Source organism: Neobacillus novalis NBRC 102450 (genome assembly GCF_001591805.1).
Lineage (GTDB): Bacteria > Bacillota > Bacilli > Bacillales > Cytobacillaceae > Neobacillus > Neobacillus novalis.
In genome coordinates, this window is record NZ_BCVP01000010.1 from 1 (window position 1) to 17302 (window position 17302).

Here is a 17302-nt window from a genome sequence, read left to right on the forward strand (position 1 = left end):
TTTTTTCGGCTCGAAAATGAATTTATTGATTTGTTCTTCTGTTCTTAAAATCGCCTTTTCTTGCGGTTCAGCTTTGAAAACGACTTCCACAACATATTGACCATAGGAAGGTACGATTCGAACCTGTTGCAGCTTTCCTTCTGAAAGGGCTACCTTTCCTAATTTCAGTTGAAATCTGGTTCCCGGTAACTTGAGAACATTTCCTTCCTTAATTTCTGTGATTTGATTCGTTAAATAACACGTTGTTCTGCTTGTTTTTGATTTATATTTAGGAATCTTTGGTTTACCCGGAAAGCAGCTTGGATTGATTTTATATTTTTTTGACGCTTTAAAAAAACTCTTCCAATCATCAAATACCTTTTTCATTGTTTGTTGATTGGACTGAGACGGCATGGAAGTGTAATCAACCTGCTTCATGACTTTAAACAAGGCCTCAACAAAACTATACCCAATGAATGATTGATCTTTGGTTGGCATTTTAAAGAGTTTTAGCTTCGGTTCTATTTCTTTACCCTTTTTATCTACTTTCTTAGGTTTTACCATTTCCTTTTCATAGTGTTTCTGTCGAATTTCATTCATTATCGGTAAATATGTTTCGATATCCATCAAAACTTGTTGTTGATTTTCATTTTTCTTTTCTGCGTTTAGGGCTGTATATACCTGTCGAACGTAGTAATTTGTAATGTTATACAAATTTTTCGCTTTGAAGCAGAGAGAATCACAATATTCAAATAGTTCATGATCGGAATGGATTTGAATTTTATAGGCACTATACATTCTTTTCACCTCCTTTAAACGGAACCTATGTTCTTATTATATTAAATAGGTTGATAGAATACAAAGTATTAGTCCATTTCCAAAAATGAAATAACAGCTTATATCCCCATATCTGAAGTTAGGGGGTATTATGCTGCTTTCTGATAACCAAATGCCACCATTTATATGTATCTTCCACGCTAATATTAGCAACCAAATCTGCTAAAATTACCTCAAATGAAAAATCTAATGTTGTAATTTGTGCTAATTCCATTTCCCCATCAACCTGATGATAACAATTAATGCCACCACTAGATCAATCGCCAATTTCGACTCCAACAGTATCACGTCGTTACCCTTCTCTACCTTTTCACGGAACTTAACCCACCTATCTTACATTACCCCTCCCAGACTCGATGAATATTTTTCTTTCCTTACCCATTCTAAATTATTGGATTAAAGGGTCTGGCCCTAGAACTCGGCATAAATTAACACTCTATCAAATTAAAATGATAGAAATCCATACTATTTAATACTGAAAAGTGCCTGGCACCTTCCAAATTTCTGGTTGATGCCAGGCACTTTTGTTCATTTCCAAGAAAAAGGGTCAGACCCCCAGCCCGCTAAAGCATTAGCACGTTGGGTTCTGACCTTAAAACTTAGTCCCTATATTTCATTACTTCCCTCTTTGATTCATCTACTATCGTTTTCAAATCATGCCCAGATGGATTCTGGAATATGCGAAGTCCAAACTCCTGTGCTACGGCGAAAAGATGGTCAAAGATATCCGCTTGGACCGATTCGTATACCGCCCATCTTATATCATTTGAAAATGCATATATTTCTAGAGGCAGCCCATGTTCTGTTGGTTCTAATTGTCTAACCATTAAGCTCATTTCTTGATTGATTCCAGGATGATGTTGAATGTAATTGCTGATATACGCCCTAAATACACCGATATTGGTAAGAGCCCTTCCATTCACTGGATTGCTCCGGTTAATATCGTTCTTCGTATTGTACTCTGCAATTTCACGTTCCCTCACGATAATATGGTCCGAGAGATAGTCGATTGTATTAAATTTCTTAATCATTTCCTCGGTACAAAATGAAATACTATTTATATCAATAAATAAGGATCGCTTAATCCGTCGCCCTCCAGAGGTTTGCATCCCTCTCCAATTTATAAAGGAATCCGATATCATCGCATAGCTTGGAATCATAGTAATCGTTTTGTCGAAATTTTGTACCTTTACTGTATTTAAAGAAATATCGATAATATCCCCATTTGCTCCGTATTTCGGCATTTCAATCCAGTCCCCAACCCGAACCATATCATTGGAAGCCAATTGAATCCCTGCAACAAGTCCTAACAAAGAATCTTTGAAAACCAACATAAGTACGGCAGAGAGAGCACCAATCCCGCTTAGAAAAACAAGTGGACTCTTTCCAACCAGGTTCGCAATCACCAATACAACTCCAAGTGTAATGACAATAATATTAATTACCTGGATATACCCTTTTATTGGCTTAACCTTAGATATATCATAGGTTTGATAAATATCATTAATTGCATTTAATAAGCTACTCATCACCATTAATCCCATTATGATTAAATAGGCAATGGCACCCTTTTCTATCAATTTCTGATAGCTTGGAAAGGTTGATGCAAAATAATAAATAATAATTGCAGGAACAAAATGAGATAGCTTATGAAATACCCTTCTTTCCAAAAGCATTGTATCCCACGTGAATTTGTTATTTTTCACAATATGGGTTATAACCCTGATCACTACTTTTCTTGTGATAAAATGGGCTACAACACAGATAATCGCTATTAAAAGAATCATAATAATAATTGAAAGATACCCAGCTATGGTGGGATCTATTTCAAATTTTAAAAGCAGGTTACTTATGTACTTCATATATGCCTCTCCCTTGATGTTATTTTAATATATTTATATATTATAACAGAAAGCCGTAGGGAAGTTTCTATAGAGCCTTTTTCCTATTCTAGTCTTTACATTTATAACCACACTTCGAAAAAGGGAAAAAGGGATCAGTTCCCACGGCATGGTAAATCTTTAATTTTCCGGGGGACTGACCCGTGGGAATGGTTATTGTACGAAGCAACCCCTGCACTTTAAAACGTGACAGGGGTTGACTTCATCATAGATTTATTTTTCCATGTATCTTCTTTATTTACCAATGCTTTCCTGTGGCAGTTTCATTGGATACGCCATCACGTCTGCTCAGATATAAACATAAACCATCTAAAACGATGTGAACACTTTGATCGAACAAAGAACTTAACAATTGAATTGATTTTCTGTTACCGCCCTGGTCTCCTCTTACAGTGCCAGGCACCAATACAGTCAAATCCGCACTGCCTGCTAAATCCGATTCCAAATTACTGGTAAACGCTAAGACCCTTGCTCCTTTTTCTTTTGCTTTTTTTGCATCGGAAACCACATTCGCACTTTTGCCTGAACCAGAAACCGCAACCACTACATCATTTTCTTTAATGGCTGGTGTAATGGTTTCACCTACTACATATACTTCATAGCCCAAATGCATGAGCCTCATGGCAAATCCTTTCGCCATAAGCCCTGAACGGCCTTCACCAACCACGAAGATTCTCTTTTCCCTTACGATATCCGCGGCAGCATCTGCCAACGATTGCTCATCAACTTTTGAAACGACTTCATTTATTTCTTCTAAAATGGAAGCAAGCATGTTCATTCATCTCCATCCACTATCGTTTTAAACATTTTTGCTGATTCTTTTATATTAGCTGATTTCGTTATCGCACTACCGACGATCGCAATTTCAAAATTAGCTTTCTTGATTTCGGCAATATTTTGAGAATTGATTCCCCCAGCAACGGACAATCTTGGAAAATCATGAATCTGTGATAAAGTACTTTCTATTAAAGTTAGTAAACCTGTGCTTTTATCCGACGGAAGATGAACACAAAGGATACCGTCTGTAAATTGTTTAAGTTCTATTTGCTTTTCAGGTGACGTCTCAAGCAAATCAATCATATAATCCTTCTGATAGTTCTGGGCGACCTTTTGGCAGATTCTGATCGTTTCCAAGGAAGCAGCGCCAAGAACAGTGGCAATATCGGCACCAGCCTGATAAATTGCTTCGAATTCATATTCTGCTTCATCCACTGTTTTAATATCGGCCAAAATAACCTTGTCCGGAAATTCTTTTCTGATTCGCTTTACAGATTCGAGACCAAAATCCTTGATCAGTGAAGTGCCGATTTCAATTATATCAATATCATTTTCGGCCTCACGGATTATTTCGATCGCTTTTTCAATCGCTACCCGATCCACTGCTAATTGAAGTTTCATTTTGAATGACTCCCAATAAATTTGTCTAATTCTTCTCTCGTTGGAAGGCCTTCGTTATCGCTTACAAATGTGACCTGAATTGCACCAATCGCATTCGCCCTGGTAATGGTTTCCTGAATCGACAGCCCCTCCAGCTTACCGGTAACGACGCCTACAGCAAAGCCATCTCCGGCTCCAACTGTGTCGATTACTTTTTCCACTTTAAAGCCTTCTTGATAAAAGCTTCCGGATTCAGTTCTTACGTAAGCTCCTTTGCTTCCAAGCTTGATAATGACTTCTTTGACACCCAGATCCTGATAAAAATCTGCAATTTTCTCTGGATTATCCGTTCCGGCCAGAATCAATCCTTCGGATACTCCAGGCAAAATCAAATCGGATTTAGCGGCCAGTTCATTGATTACTTTTACCATTACCTCTTCGCTTTCCCATAAAGCTGGACGAAGATTAGGGTCAAAGGTAATATAAATGCCACTCTCTCTTGCACGATCCATTAGGCGGTATGTTGCTTCACGGCAGCTTAACGATAATGCTGGTGGAATCCCCGTCACATGAACAAGATCAACCCCATCAAAATCGATTAAATCAATATCAGCAGCACTCATATGTGAAAAAGCTGACCCCTTACGATAATAGGCGACTACAGGATCCCCTTCGGAAACTTTGCTCTTTAATTGAGTGGCTGTTTTATAAATGGGGTCAAAGGTTAAGAATTCAGTACCGATTCCTTCCCGATTTAAAAAGTTTTTAATATAATGTGCCATCGGATCTTGTCCCAGCTTGGTTACATAGGATACTTTATGCCCTAACCGGGAAAGCCCTGTACAGACATTCACCTCTGCACCTGCCAGTGATCTTCTGAATAACTCGACCTCTTCCAGCGGACCCTCTGTTTCTGCAGTAAACATAGCCATTGGTTCACCAAATAACAGTATTTTACTCATATCGATTAACTCCTTATGATAGTTGTAATTTCATTGAATAACTGATTAGCTTTCCCTTCATGATGGGGAAACAACATTAAAACATCGAAAACGAATGGGTTAAAGTCAAGCGAGAGCAAGCCTTTTGCAAACTGCATCGCTGCAATCTCACTAAGTGCCACCAGCCGTGATTTATATTGAAATTTCCCGAGTTTCCAAAGGGGTATTTTCGTGTTTTTTGTAAAAATATCAGCATTATGCTCTTCTATAAAATGAAACAATTCATGGGCTATTAAAAGCTCCTCCACATCAACATGATCGAGCATTAACCCGAGCTGATGTTCCTGGATAAATTTTTTGACAAGCTCAATATTATCATTAAATAATGTAATGCTGTTTGGACTGTGAAACACGGCAAACATTATATAATTTTCTATGCTATATGAATCTTTATAATTTATTTTTGCGTTCATCCTCGCTGCTATTTCTTTAACGGAAAGAACGGGATATGTTTGCCTTAGTTGAACAGCTTGCTGATTGCCGCATTCAATTGCTTTTTCAATAAGTTCCTGTTTTACAGGATCAGTCACTTTACGGTTGAGAGGGTCTCTGCTGAATGCATATCTACCCCACTCATGATCCGATATGTTTGTTAAAAAGTTTACTTTATCGGTGATCATAAATCATTTTTTGCTCCGACAATAATGATTTCTTCATTTGGTTCCATGGTTGATAATTCTGTATCAACGACCATGAATAACTGATCTTTATCTAGCATGCCTGCATAATCCAATACCTTACCGCCAATACAAAGATAAATATCAGGACTTAATTTAATATCACTCTTGAAGACGGCTAAAGTTTCCCACATTTTGCCGATCACTTCTTGTGCTTCTGCTACGGTGCATTTTTCAGCGACACCGTCTCCGCGTTGTACCTTAATAAAGCCTTTTTTGTCGACGATTCTGATTTGTTTAGAACCTTCTTTCTTCCCATTGGCAGAGAAGACATAAACGACATTGCTCTTCGTAACCAATTGTGTTTCCTCAATCGGTACACCAATTGATTTGGCAGCCAGTGCTTTGGCATCCTCTTCGCTTAATGCCATTAACAGATCCGTTGTTTGAACTTCCGAAGAACCCATTGCAATCGCTGTTACTTTATTCGTTTGAGAATCGATTTCGATTTGAACCTCAACGGAATCAGGCACGGCTCCATTAGCGATGGCCATATTTGCGGCTTCTTTCTTAATATCCGCAATATCCTTTTTCGTCGGTGATGGGATAACCCGTTCAACCACATCACGAATCATCGCTAAGGCAACACCAATAGAAGAAATGACTTCTGCATTTTCTGGAATGCTGTACTCCAAGTCCATATGTTCAGCAGTAAATGGAAGTAAAGATGCACAGCCGCCTCCCACGCCAACGAGAGAAATTTGGTCTTTTTCCAGTTTATATTTTTCCGCGAATTGTTCGATGACTGGTTTAATCTTTTCATAAGATTTTTCCAAAATCTGTCTAGCCACTTCTTCTACCGTCTTATTCATATATTTGGCGAGCGGCTCCATTGCTTTCCGGGCAGCCTCAGGGTTTCCATATGAATAATGTTCAGGGGTTACATATCCTAATACGTTCGCTGCGCAGCTATTTGTAATGGTGATCTTGTTGCCGTTTTTAAGTTTAATATAGACATAATCAGCCGGATCACCCTCTTTAGGAGAGAAAAACTCTACTTGCGGATCGACGATTTCTTCAATCGGTGTAAAGACGGCATAAGGCATACCACCAATATGGGCACTTCTTGGCCCAACGTCAACAATACCTTCTTTTGATGCACGGACCATACTTCCTCCGGCTACACCTAATACGCGAACGTCCAAGGAGCTAATATATGTGGGATGGCCTCCAACGATTGAGTAATCAACAGCCGGGCGTCCATTTTTTATAACTCCAATGTTCGTACTCGTTCCGCCTACTTCGAAATAAATACCGTTTGATGCCCTTAAATACATCAATGAACCAACCACACTGGCGGCAGGACCGGACAGCATGGTTAATACAGGACGTTTTCTCATTTCATCAATCCCCATAACCCCGCCATCACCACGCATGATCATTAATGGAACCTGAATCCCGGCTTGACGGACGCTGCCTTCTGTACTGTTTGCCGTTTCAAGCATTTTTGGCAGAATGCTGGCATTAATGGTTGCTGTCCTTGTTCTTCGAGTCAGACCGTACAGCTTACTGATTTCAGATGCAACTGAAACAGGAACGTCATGCTCAACAGCAAGTTTTTGGATTTCTTTTTCCTCAGTTAAATCATCAACACCGAATGCCTTGGAAGCGACAAAAACTCCTGCACCTTCGTCTTTTAATTCTTTGATTGTTTTTTTGATACTTTCACCGTTTACTTCTTTCTGTTTCATGTAGCGATGATGTGTCTTAATCATTCGGCCAGTACCCAAATCAATATCATCAATTTTAGTTTGTTTTTTTGCAAGCCAGCCGCCCAGGCCGCCTTTACCGATCCCAATAACCCCAACCTCGGCAACGTCGCCCTCTAAAAGAGCGTTTGTTGCTTGTGTCGTACTGTGAGCGATAAAAATTACATCTTCTGGATTAATATTGTTTTTTGTTAAACATAATTTAAAGGCTTCGATAACACCAGCAGCCACACCATTTGGATGATCATGGGTGGTCATGACGGAACCTTTACCGATGATTTCATGTGTTTCATTATCAATTGCGACTGCTTTTGTATGAGTTCCCCCAACATCTATACCGACGCGAATAGCTTTTTTGGCCATTTTTATTCCTCCACTTCCAATTTTATTGAAATCGGCTGCTCCTTCAACAGGACCCACCGATTTCATGGCGTTTCTTAACCGAACATAATATAGGCAATGGCTATATTAATGACACAAACACCCCATGTCCATGGTGCACCTGAAAGCAGGAAGCTTCTTGTATCTGTTTTTGTATAGTTAATTGACCACAAGTTCCAAGATTGAGTAGGACAAGCTGAAATATTCATTGAAATCGTTGGGATATACATTAATGGGAATAAGAATGCCACTGGGATGTGAGCTACTCCTGTTAAAATCCCGATTGTTGCAGCACCAGCACCAAATACGGTTAATGGACCACGGAATAAACCAAGTGGAGCAATGACCATGAATAAAATGGCTACAGTTAATGTGCTGGTTGGCATGATTCCGCCTAAAATACTTTCAAAGAATGGTGAAACTGCTCCTGATACTTTATTGAACATTGGAAGAATGAACAAGAAACCAAGTAAACCTGCAACGTCAACTACACCATCATAGAAGGTTTTAGAAATAATTTTTTCAGCATCTTTGTAAGATCTAATTTTTCCAGTTATAAATAGCGCAAATAAAGCGGATACAATGAACGCCGGAATTGGCTGCCAATTAAATCCGATTGCAAGAACAACGGGCAATAATGGAGTGATTAGCGCAATACCTGGTACGTTTTGTTCATTACTGCCTGAAGCTGTTGCAGCCCAAGCATGACTAACCTTTGATTTACGAAGTCTGACGGACAACATGAGAATGACAATGAGTAATTGAACAGCCATCGCTGTAAAACCAAATTTCAAATAGCTTGCATCATATGGGAAATCTGTAAAGATCCCTTGCATTTGCTTAAATAACACGATGTTGACATACATACCGGAACCGACTGACATTAAGTACGCAGAAACAGCTAAGGATTTCGGTACACCTAGTGATAATAGAATTGGAAGAACAATAACCCCAATTGCTACAACAGCGCCAGCACCAAATGTACTTGTAAAAATTAGGCCCGTAACGATGGACAATAATACGGTTGTACCAAGAGGCTTGTCCCCGCCAAGTTCTACAGTCATACGGATAATCTTTGAAGCGACACCTGTTTTTACTAATACTTGACCAAACCAGCTACCAAAAACAACAACAACGGCCGTTGGCCCCCAGCTTTCCGGCCCGCCTTGGAAAATCTGCGTCATTGCTTGATCCCAAGTAATTTTTCCACCAATCATTCCAAGTGCTGACCAAATAACAGCCATGATCAGGAATCCGATCATTAGGTTTCCACCTTTAACTGCATAAACGATAAATCCGATAAACGTAATTAGCAAAATGATACCAATTGTTAACGCCATTATGTTTTCCTCCTAGTAAAATGTTTATCAATAGATACTTAACTGTTATTTGCGATCTGTTTGTTAGTAGTTTTGGGCATCGCCTCCTAAATTTCTAGCAGTTTTTGAATTTCTGAAACTAGTACTTCTTTTGTAGATATTGGATACTCAATGGCAGCCGGTAGATCCTTCGGCAGAATCTCGATGATTTTTTTCCAATCCACTAGCCCTTCATTCAATAGTCTTGTATTTTTCTCTTTATCTATATCCTTTATATGAATATAAGTGACAAATGATTGAAGCAGTTTGGCATTTTCAACAGGGTCTTCCCCTTGGAATAGCCAATTCCCGATATCGATGGTAAAGGTAATCGATCCGCCCAGTTGTTTAACCTCGGTCAAGAAATCAAAGATTTTTTGAGATCTTCCATTGCTTTCGGTTTGATCATTTTCAACGGTGATCTTGACTTTGTATTGTTCTGTCAACCTAGTAATCGTTTGCAAATCTCCGTCACCAAATTGTTTATACTCGCCAATATTTAGTTTTATGCAGCGGCCATTCATGTCGAAAGCTTCCTTACAATACATTTCAAGCGATTCATATTTTAGTTGATGATTTTCATAGAGCACATCTGGCACAGAAAAAAAGATGTTCATTCCATACTGTTCTGATTTATTTTTAATATCCTGCAGTTCTTGGCGGTCTTTGATAAACTCTCTTCTAACTTCAATGTTTTTTACTCCGAGTTCATGAACCCAGTCGACCATTTCACTTTGAGGTACACCAGCTTGTAAATCTTCAAGATAGACAAGTGTATTAATGACTATTTGATTCTTTTTCACGTTTCCCCACTCCTACTGTAATGCGTGTAAAATCGTTTCACATCTTTCTTTCAATAGGTCCAGATTATCGACATGAATCCCTTTGGTTAAATAGCCGCCTAATCCAACTGCAAAGGCACCGCTTTCAAACCACTCTTTAATATTCGAATCATCTACTCCCCCGGTCGGCATCATCTCAATAAATGGCATTGGCGCTTTAATTCCTTTGATCATTTTCATTGATACACACTCACCTGGGAATAATTTCACCACATCGCTTCCTGCCAAGTATGAACGATAAGCCTCAGTTGGGGTAGCAGCCCCTAATGAGCAAAAAATCTCATGCTGTTTGCAATAGGAACCAACTTCTTCTACCACACAAGGAGAAACGATAAAATCTGCTCCATTTGATACAGCTAATTCAGCTTGTTCCTTCGTTAAAACCGTACCTGCTCCAATTACGGCTTCCGGAAGTTCCGATTTCAGTGTATGGATTAGTTCTTCTGCTTTCGGAAGGCTGAAGGTAATTTCTAACGTGGTAATTCCCGAGTGTACGAGAGCTTTACAGATTTCTTTGGCTTCTTCCAGATCATTTCCACGAATAACCGCGATGATTTTTCCTTGCAGCTTTGCCATGACTTCTTGTTTTTTCATTTTTTAACCGCCTCCATTAATAGCTTTCGGATCTGTAGAGCCGCGTTTGACAAGCTGTGCCGGCAACTCTATATATTTGGGTTCGAATTCGCCTTGTTCTTTAATGCGCTCGATTAATAGCTTGGCAGATTGAACGCCGCACTCATAGGATTCTTGTGTCAGAGTTGTTATTCCAGGGGGAATCAAGGACGCCCAACCCCAGTCATCAAATCCACATATTCCTAATTGAGGGGAGATTTCAATATTTAGCCGTTGCATTCCATGTAGGACCGTTAATAGCGTCACGCCGTTAACAGTAAAAATAGCAGCCGGCTCACCCTTTGAAACGCTTACAAATTTCCTTAAACTATCATCTGTATTTTGAGGATCATCAAGTTCGACAACATAAGTAGTCAAATCTCCATCCATATTAAAAAACTTTCTCATGGCGTCCTTAAATCCTTTATGACGCTGGTAACGGCTGCTAATAACCGTCATATCTTGGGTGAAAAACGCTACCCGTTTGTAGCCTTGCTCGTACAAATATTTCACCAAATCGAATGTTGCTTCATAATTATTAGTCGCTACCGTATCCAGCAGATTGGGCTTACTTAAACTGCGGTCGGTCAAAACAATTTTAATTCCTTCATTTTTTAGTGATAAAAGATAGTCATCATTTTTACCGGTTGTGTTAATAATTAAGCCATCTACTTTGTTATCCAATAATGATTGAATGCTTTCTATCTCATTAATCGAATCATTACCAATGTTTGCAAATAATACGTTGTAACCCAATTGCTTACAATAATCACTTATTCCTTTTAAAACAATCGATGAAAAAGGACTTCCAATATCGGCAATGGTACAGCCAATAACACCCGAATTCTTCGCTTTTAAGCTTCTAGCGAGATTACTCGGTCGATAGCCTAATTGGGCAATGACGGTGCCGAGCAATTCCTTTGTTTCTTCCGACATATATTCATATTTACCGTTTAAATATCTGGAGACTGTTGTTTTGGATACGTTTGCCTTTTTGGCAACCTCATTGATAGTTACTCGAATTTTTTCCCCTTTAGCCTTATGACCCATTTCATCAACCCAACTCCTTTTCTTTTGAAATATCGTGTTTATCGATTTAGTTAACCGGTTCACAAAAAGACAATCCTGTTTAAATTCACTTTACAGTTGGGACTGAATGAATTTTAAGTGAATACTATATTTATCAGCTGGTCACTCTCTCTCTCTCTTTAGAAACCGGTTTACAAAAGGCAATTAATTAAATTCACTTCCAGGTTTTAGGTCTGATAAGTGAATATTTTCATCGGCAGCTGATAGCCATATACGTCAACTTTTTTAGAAACCGGTTTACAAAGATAGAAAAAAAATAATATTCAATCTTGTTACCGTTTTCATAAAATAGTATATACCTATATTTTTAGAATATCAAGAAGGTTTACAAATTTTTTTAAAAGGTTCTTATTAGTCGTAGTATTATTGTGTTACTTATTCATCTGTTTATGGAGTTTATCCTTTTGAGGAAAAGACGTGATGGACATTTGGTGGGAGCACCTTTTATAGAAATGAGTAAACATTAAGGCTTCCGTACAAAATGTTAAAGGGTTCCTTTTTCGGGTGCTTTCTTATTAAAAGACACAAGAATTGACGTATGAATTGGCATACGTCTTTTCTTTATTTATCAAGGTTTCTACGAAATTCCATTAACTTTGACAAAGCAATTGACATCATTATTATGATGGTCAATAAGTATTGTACAATCAAAAAAGAGGGTCAAAACTTCTGTCATTTGCAGTGCCGTTTTGAGTACCCATTTTATTGATCTTTATAAGTTGGTCGATAAAAAGGAGCTGATTCCCGCTTCTAGAATTAAAAGTGTCCGCACTTATCGGTTGGGGGATCAGGTTAAGCACCCGAGCTGAAAAATAGACGGAAAAATTTCACCTAATTAGTGATTTTTATTAAAAAAGGCTTAAATAGACGGAGAGATTCCGCCTATTGACTCGAAAAACGTGAAAATGAGGGATTTTGCCTTGCATAACCGGAAAACCTCACCTTATTTTCCTCAAAACGAGCTCTATTCTGCATTTAACCTGAAACTCTCCGCTTATTTTACTTTTGCTGGTTACTCGATTAAGGACAAGACATTTTATTTAAAAGGGAGTGAATCTTATCTCAAAAATCCAAGAGAACCTCATTTTGATGCATTACGGTGAACCATATCACAAGTAAGTGAGGTTTTATATAAATCAGGTTTTTGTATTCCTAATAAAGAAACTCGCCATTTCTATGGCGAGTTTTCCTTTTTTATATCCCAATAACGATGCCAATACAACTGTCATTTCGGCACGTATTTTAAGAAAAGCACCTCAAAACGGAACCCTTGAACAAAATGTACAGAAGCCTTTTGCCTTGTTAGCATTTTTTCTACCATTTATTATGAAATGTATATTTCAGAACTTACTTTTCTCCACTTAATTTTACTAAGATTTTTGCTTGAGATTTATCTTTCATCAAGGCTTCAAATCCTTTATTAACGATATCTTCTAATTCAATGTGATCAGTAATCACAGGTGAAGGATCAATTTGGCCGCTTGCTATTAATTTGACAGTTGTTTCAAACACATCTGGCTCATAGGCAAGTGTTGAGACCAAATGCACACCAGTAACAGTTAATTGCATTGGAGAGAACTCTACTGGTTTTTCAAAAATTGAAACGACAGTTACAACTCCACGGGCACGAGTGACTGCAATCGCTTGGTTAAAAGTCGGCGCAACTCCAGCAACCTCAAATGTACGGTCAACTCCGTCAGGATAAATGGATCTAATGTATTCAACTGGATTTTGTTGGCCTGAGTTGACAGCATGTGTTGCCCCAACCTCTTTAGCTTTTTGTAATCGAGTTTCTGATAAATCAAAAGCAAATATTTCTTTAGCACCTGCTGCTTTTGCTGCAATAATTGTAAGTAAACCGATAGGACCTGCGCCAAAGACAGCTACTGTTTCACCGAATTTCAATCCGGATTCCTTAATACCTTGAACAGCAACAGCTGTCGGTTCAATAAGAGCTGCATATTCTAAGGACAAATCTTCAGGAAGCTTAATAACATTTTTTTCATCAACAACAACTAAATCTGCAAATCCGCCATCGGAATTTAAACCGACAAAGCCAAATCCTTTATACATATCAATTAATGGATCCTTATGATTTCCACTAATAATTAAAGGATTTACTACAACCTTATCACCAGGTTTAAAACCACTCACTTCTGAGCCAACTTCTTCAACCACACCAGAGAACTCATGTCCCATTGTTAACGGTGCCTGCTTACCTGTTAAAGGATCCGGGCCATTTGCTGGAATAGTAATCGGTCCTACAGAATATTCATGTAAATCACTTCCACAAATCCCTGTCCAAGCAACTTTAATCTTTACTTGGTTACTAGAAACTGTTGGAACATCACGGTCTTCCACTCGAATATCTTTTGCTCCATACCATACTGCTGCTTTCATCTTAAGAAGCCCTCCTAGCTTTGTACAGTCTTTGAAAATATTATTCAATTAAAAGATTTAAGATGTAACACATGTGTTTACAATTAAATTATCACTCTAAATTTTTTAAAAGACAATTTATCTGCTCTTTGTCTCTCTAGTCGTTTTAGGAAGATGAGTCCACCTTCTTTTCTTTTTTTACAACATTTCGAACTTTAATTATGTAAAAAAGGATGAAGTTCAATGTGATTGGCAAAAATGTACTATAATAAATATAGTAAACTTATAAATAATAGTTCAACATACTAGACAATATTGAAAAGAATAATGATTAAGGGGTAATAAAGTGAAAAAAAGGTTATTCAGCATAGTTAGCAGTATCCTTCTCGCCATCTCTTTAGCTGCCTGTCAGAGTACGCCAGCGCCAGCGAAAACAGCTGCGACTACGGACAAAACGCCAGTGAAAGAGACAAGTGAGGAAGTCAAGAAAGAACCCAATGACCAAGCGGTACAGACAAATTCGACCGCAGCCGGAAAGATGCAGGTTTATTATTTAGATGTCGGACAAGGTGACAGTATTTATATTAAGACACCCAATGGCGATGACATATTAATAGACGGTGGGAACAACGATCGAGGCGATGATGTCGTCGCCTTTCTGAAGAAATACCATGTTGACGATCTAGAGGTCATGATTGCAACGCACCCTGATGCTGACCATATTGGCGGACTGGATACCGTCCTCCAAAATTTCGACGTCAAATCGGTTTATATGCCTAAGGTTACCCATACCACGAAAACATTTGAAGATTTTATCTTAGCTGTTAAAAATGAAGGATTAAAACTGAAGGAAGCGAAGGCCGGCGTGTCATTAGAGTTAGCAGGAGTGGATGCGGAGTTTGTTGGGCCTGTTACCAGCTACGGTGAGGATCTGAATTCTTCCAGTGCCGTATTAAAAATGACATATGACAAAAACACGTTTCTATTTACTGGAGATGCGGCGGTCAAAGCCGAGCAGGATATGATTGCTTCGGGCACCGAACTGCAAGCAGATGTGCTGAAATTAGGCCATCATGGAGCCAATACATCAACGAGTGAAGCCTTTTTAACGAAGGTACAACCGAAATATGCGATTGTTTCGGCAGGTAAAAACAATCAATATGGTCATCCAACCGCTGAAACGCTGCAAAAAATGCAGGCACATAACATCCAAGTATTCAGAACGGATGAACAAGGAACGATTATTGCGACCAGTGATGGATCAACCATCACGTTTCATACAGATCCAGCCAAAATCGAACAGAATACGGTGAAAAACAATGCGAATGACACTCCTGCTAACCCAGCAGTCACACAAGCACCGCAGACAACAACAAGTCAAGCGGCCGCCACCGCTCTTAAAGCAAAAGTAGATAATCCGACTCCTGGCCAAAACGAAACGATTCATTTAGATATATCCGGTATGTCAGGTGCACCCTTTACAGCTGTTTTTCACTATAAAAGCAAGGACACCACGTATACCGGAACCGTTGGAACTACCTTACCGGTTAGAATCAGCCGAGCGGCGGCCGGATTTGAAGTGCTGATCGATATTACAGTTCAGGCAGATGGGAAAGAATATCAAACACAAACATCTTTTATTCCCCAATAAGGAGTGAGTGAAGTGAAGCTGATCATTGATCGATTTGAAGGAGATCTAGTCGTTTGTGAAAAAGAAGATGGCACGTTTGTCGATATAAGAACGAACCGACTTCCTAGTGGCGCAAGGGTAGGCGATATCTTGGTAATGGATGGCGAGCATATTTCTGTTGATGTGACGGGAACTCAGGAGCGAAGAAAGCAAATTAATAAGTTAATGGAGGATATGTGGGAGTAGGGGTTCCACCCCCTCCCATTTTGTATGATGTATTCTTTTCCTCACACAAAAAACACTTACAAAAGTTGAAAAAAACAACATTTTGAATGGTTATAGGTGGTGCCAGCTACACATTCAAAGATTTTTTTATACAAACGGCAGGTAAGCATTGTATTCCACTAAAGCTGGAAATTTCCACGTTCATAAACACACATGTTGAAATTAAATCATCTACATTTTCACAATGTAACTGACAGCAAGGAGAACATTTGTGATCATTGCAATTTGGAACACATTTGTCATGATTTTTAAATTTTAGTAGCTCCAAGACAGCACAATCTCCTTCTAAATTAATGACCCGAAAAAGAAATGTTGTAAAACAAACAAACTTTTCCTTGTTTGATTCATTATCAAAACATGTGGTAACACCTTCCACTTTAAATGGCTCTAAATCACCATAAAGGATGAATGGGATTGTATTTTTAAAGGTCTTCCCTAAAGGTTCCAAACAGGATAACGAATTATTAAAGTCACACTTTTGTTTACTCATTTTTCTTTGTGTATTTAATATTAATTCTAAAGTTGTTTTCAAGCATTTCTTTTCATCAATCTGACATTTCTCCATAAAAAATCTTCCCCTTAAATGGAAATACCTTTTTAATTATTTATATGGAAATCGAATGAGCTTTGAGTGGGACTTCATGCAAATTGAGGAAAAGAGTGAATATAAATATATTCCTTAGATCATTTGATAAACAAGCCCACCCCCCCTTGGACGCCAAGGAGGGTGGGCTGTTGAAGGTCTCATAGTTGGAATTAGTATTGAATTTAAAATTAATTTTCAGCTGGTTATTGGATTCTATAACGAGGAGTAATACAAAATTCACCTGCTGCCGGAAGAGCTGCTGTAGCTCCTGTTGCGAATACTCGAATTGTATCAAATCGTGAAATAGTAAAATTAAATGTCCCTTCAATTGGAACTACTGATTGCCTTACGATGACACCGCCTGTCCCATCGATAGGATCAGCTCCTTTTACAAATTGTACTGTAATAGGGAAATTTCCAGTGTTTTTTACATACCCTGACGTAAAAATAACATCATTTGAATTTGTAGCAAAAATAACCTCTGCATTTGCTACAAGATCACCAGCAACTGTAAATTCATTGCAAATTTTGTCTTGTACAAAATTTTTAGGATCACAACAACTAAAACCACTATTTCCATTGTTCCCGTTAAAACTTTGACACATAAGTGAATCACCTCCGTTCCTTATATAATGTAATTTCACTCTTTATTAAATGTT

The 17302-nt window shown here is 38.5% G+C and carries 17 protein-coding genes; 2 read left to right on the forward strand and 15 right to left on the reverse strand.

Going from position 1 to position 17302, the window contains the following annotated elements:
- From BANVL01_RS07910 to BANVL01_RS07970, 13 genes are all read right to left on the reverse strand, one after another.
- Positions 1-777 (reverse strand): nuclease/transposase family protein (locus BANVL01_RS07910; protein ID WP_501193475.1); only part of this gene is annotated, 777 nt, incomplete at its 3' end.
- A 118-nt stretch (positions 778-895) separates the two neighbouring features.
- Complete coding sequence (locus BANVL01_RS28555; protein ID WP_268874916.1) at positions 896-1030, reverse strand: hypothetical protein; 135 nt, start codon at positions 1028-1030, stop codon at positions 896-898.
- A 385-nt stretch (positions 1031-1415) separates the two neighbouring features.
- On the reverse strand, positions 1416-2678 hold the full coding sequence (locus BANVL01_RS07915) for a mechanosensitive ion channel family protein (RefSeq protein WP_066086640.1): 1263 nt from the start codon (positions 2676-2678) through the stop codon (positions 1416-1418).
- 277 nt (positions 2679-2955) lie between these two features.
- Entirely contained in the window at positions 2956-3489 is a 534-nt protein-coding gene (gene hxlB / locus BANVL01_RS07920; protein WP_235845508.1) for a 6-phospho-3-hexuloisomerase, read from the reverse strand.
- A gap of 2 nt (positions 3490-3491) precedes the next feature.
- Positions 3492-4115 (reverse strand): orotidine 5'-phosphate decarboxylase / HUMPS family protein, encoded by a 624-nt coding sequence (locus BANVL01_RS07925; RefSeq protein ID WP_066086636.1) that lies wholly within the window; start codon positions 4113-4115, stop codon positions 3492-3494.
- Positions 4112-5056, reverse strand: a complete 945-nt coding sequence (locus tag BANVL01_RS07930) for a sugar kinase (protein ID WP_066086635.1) — start codon at positions 5054-5056, stop codon at positions 4112-4114. Before BANVL01_RS07930 ends, BANVL01_RS07925 begins: the two co-directional genes overlap by 4 nt.
- Positions 5057-5061: 5 nt before the next feature.
- Positions 5062-5625 carry a hypothetical protein gene (locus BANVL01_RS07935; RefSeq protein ID WP_169803146.1) on the reverse strand — a complete coding sequence of 188 codons (564 nt, stop codon included), beginning with the start codon at positions 5623-5625 and terminating at the stop codon, positions 5062-5064.
- Between the two features lie 86 nt (positions 5626-5711).
- The gene (locus tag BANVL01_RS07940; protein ID WP_066086630.1) at positions 5712-7844 is read right to left on the reverse strand and encodes a hydantoinase/oxoprolinase family protein; all 2133 of its coding nucleotides are present in this window, start codon (positions 7842-7844) and stop codon (positions 5712-5714) included.
- Positions 7845-7918: 74 nt separating this feature from the next.
- Complete coding sequence (locus BANVL01_RS07945; protein ID WP_066086628.1) at positions 7919-9202, reverse strand: citrate transporter; 1284 nt, start codon at positions 9200-9202, stop codon at positions 7919-7921.
- Between the two features lie 86 nt (positions 9203-9288).
- Positions 9289-10023 carry a sugar phosphate isomerase/epimerase family protein gene (locus BANVL01_RS07950; RefSeq protein WP_066086625.1) on the reverse strand — a complete coding sequence of 245 codons (735 nt, stop codon included), beginning with the start codon at positions 10021-10023 and terminating at the stop codon, positions 9289-9291.
- Between the two features lie 12 nt (positions 10024-10035).
- Positions 10036-10656 carry a bifunctional 4-hydroxy-2-oxoglutarate aldolase/2-dehydro-3-deoxy-phosphogluconate aldolase gene (locus BANVL01_RS07955; protein WP_066086621.1) on the reverse strand — a complete coding sequence of 207 codons (621 nt, stop codon included), beginning with the start codon at positions 10654-10656 and terminating at the stop codon, positions 10036-10038.
- Positions 10657-10659: 3 nt separating this feature from the next.
- Positions 10660-11724, reverse strand: coding sequence for a LacI family DNA-binding transcriptional regulator (locus BANVL01_RS07960; RefSeq protein WP_066086615.1), 1065 nt, complete (start codon positions 11722-11724; stop codon positions 10660-10662).
- Between the two features lie 1386 nt (positions 11725-13110).
- The gene (locus tag BANVL01_RS07970) at positions 13111-14163 is read right to left on the reverse strand and encodes a 2,3-butanediol dehydrogenase (RefSeq protein WP_066086606.1); all 1053 of its coding nucleotides are present in this window, start codon (positions 14161-14163) and stop codon (positions 13111-13113) included.
- 325 nt (positions 14164-14488) lie between these two features.
- On the opposite strand from BANVL01_RS07970, the gene BANVL01_RS07975 reads away from it, so the two are divergent.
- Complete coding sequence (locus BANVL01_RS07975; RefSeq protein ID WP_066086599.1) at positions 14489-15793, forward strand: ComEC/Rec2 family competence protein; 1305 nt, start codon at positions 14489-14491, stop codon at positions 15791-15793.
- Positions 15794-15805: 12 nt separating this feature from the next.
- Complete coding sequence (locus tag BANVL01_RS07980) at positions 15806-16018, forward strand: DUF3006 domain-containing protein (protein ID WP_066086595.1); 213 nt, start codon at positions 15806-15808, stop codon at positions 16016-16018.
- Positions 16019-16124: 106 nt separating this feature from the next.
- Here BANVL01_RS07980 and BANVL01_RS07985 read toward each other — a convergent pair whose 3' ends face one another.
- Positions 16125-16622, reverse strand: a complete 498-nt coding sequence (locus BANVL01_RS07985) for a CotY/CotZ family spore coat protein (RefSeq protein WP_066086594.1) — start codon at positions 16620-16622, stop codon at positions 16125-16127.
- Positions 16623-16846: 224 nt separating this feature from the next.
- A complete protein-coding gene (locus BANVL01_RS07990) occupies positions 16847-17248 on the reverse strand; it encodes an S-Ena type endospore appendage (RefSeq protein ID WP_066086591.1) in 402 nt (133 codons plus the stop codon).
- Between the last annotated feature and the right edge of the window lie 54 nt (positions 17249-17302).

Excerpts from the sequence above, each read along its gene's own strand:
- BANVL01_RS07970 (WP_066086606.1), bottom strand. The coding sequence starts at position 14,163 with ATGAAAGCAGCAGTATGGTATGGAGCAAAAGATATTCGAGTGGAAGAC.
- BANVL01_RS28555 (WP_268874916.1), bottom strand. The coding sequence starts at position 1,030 with ATGGAATTAGCACAAATTACAACATTAGATTTTTCATTTGAGGTAATT.
- BANVL01_RS07940 (WP_066086630.1), bottom strand. The coding sequence starts at position 7,844 with ATGGCCAAAAAAGCTATTCGCGTCGGTATAGATGTTGGGGGAACTCAT.
- BANVL01_RS07925 (WP_066086636.1), bottom strand. The coding sequence starts at position 4,115 with ATGAAACTTCAATTAGCAGTGGATCGGGTAGCGATTGAAAAAGCGATC.
- hxlB (WP_235845508.1), bottom strand. The coding sequence starts at position 3,489 with ATGCTTGCTTCCATTTTAGAAGAAATAAATGAAGTCGTTTCAAAAGTT.
- BANVL01_RS07930 (WP_066086635.1), bottom strand. The coding sequence starts at position 5,056 with ATGAGTAAAATACTGTTATTTGGTGAACCAATGGCTATGTTTACTGCA.
- BANVL01_RS07955 (WP_066086621.1), bottom strand. The coding sequence starts at position 10,656 with ATGAAAAAACAAGAAGTCATGGCAAAGCTGCAAGGAAAAATCATCGCG.
- BANVL01_RS07945 (WP_066086628.1), bottom strand. The coding sequence starts at position 9,202 with ATGGCGTTAACAATTGGTATCATTTTGCTAATTACGTTTATCGGATTT.
- BANVL01_RS07960 (WP_066086615.1), bottom strand. The coding sequence starts at position 11,724 with ATGGGTCATAAGGCTAAAGGGGAAAAAATTCGAGTAACTATCAATGAG.
- BANVL01_RS07985 (WP_066086594.1), bottom strand. The coding sequence starts at position 16,622 with ATGGAGAAATGTCAGATTGATGAAAAGAAATGCTTGAAAACAACTTTA.
- BANVL01_RS07915 (WP_066086640.1), bottom strand. The coding sequence starts at position 2,678 with ATGAAGTACATAAGTAACCTGCTTTTAAAATTTGAAATAGATCCCACC.
- BANVL01_RS07990 (WP_066086591.1), bottom strand. The coding sequence starts at position 17,248 with ATGTGTCAAAGTTTTAACGGGAACAATGGAAATAGTGGTTTTAGTTGT.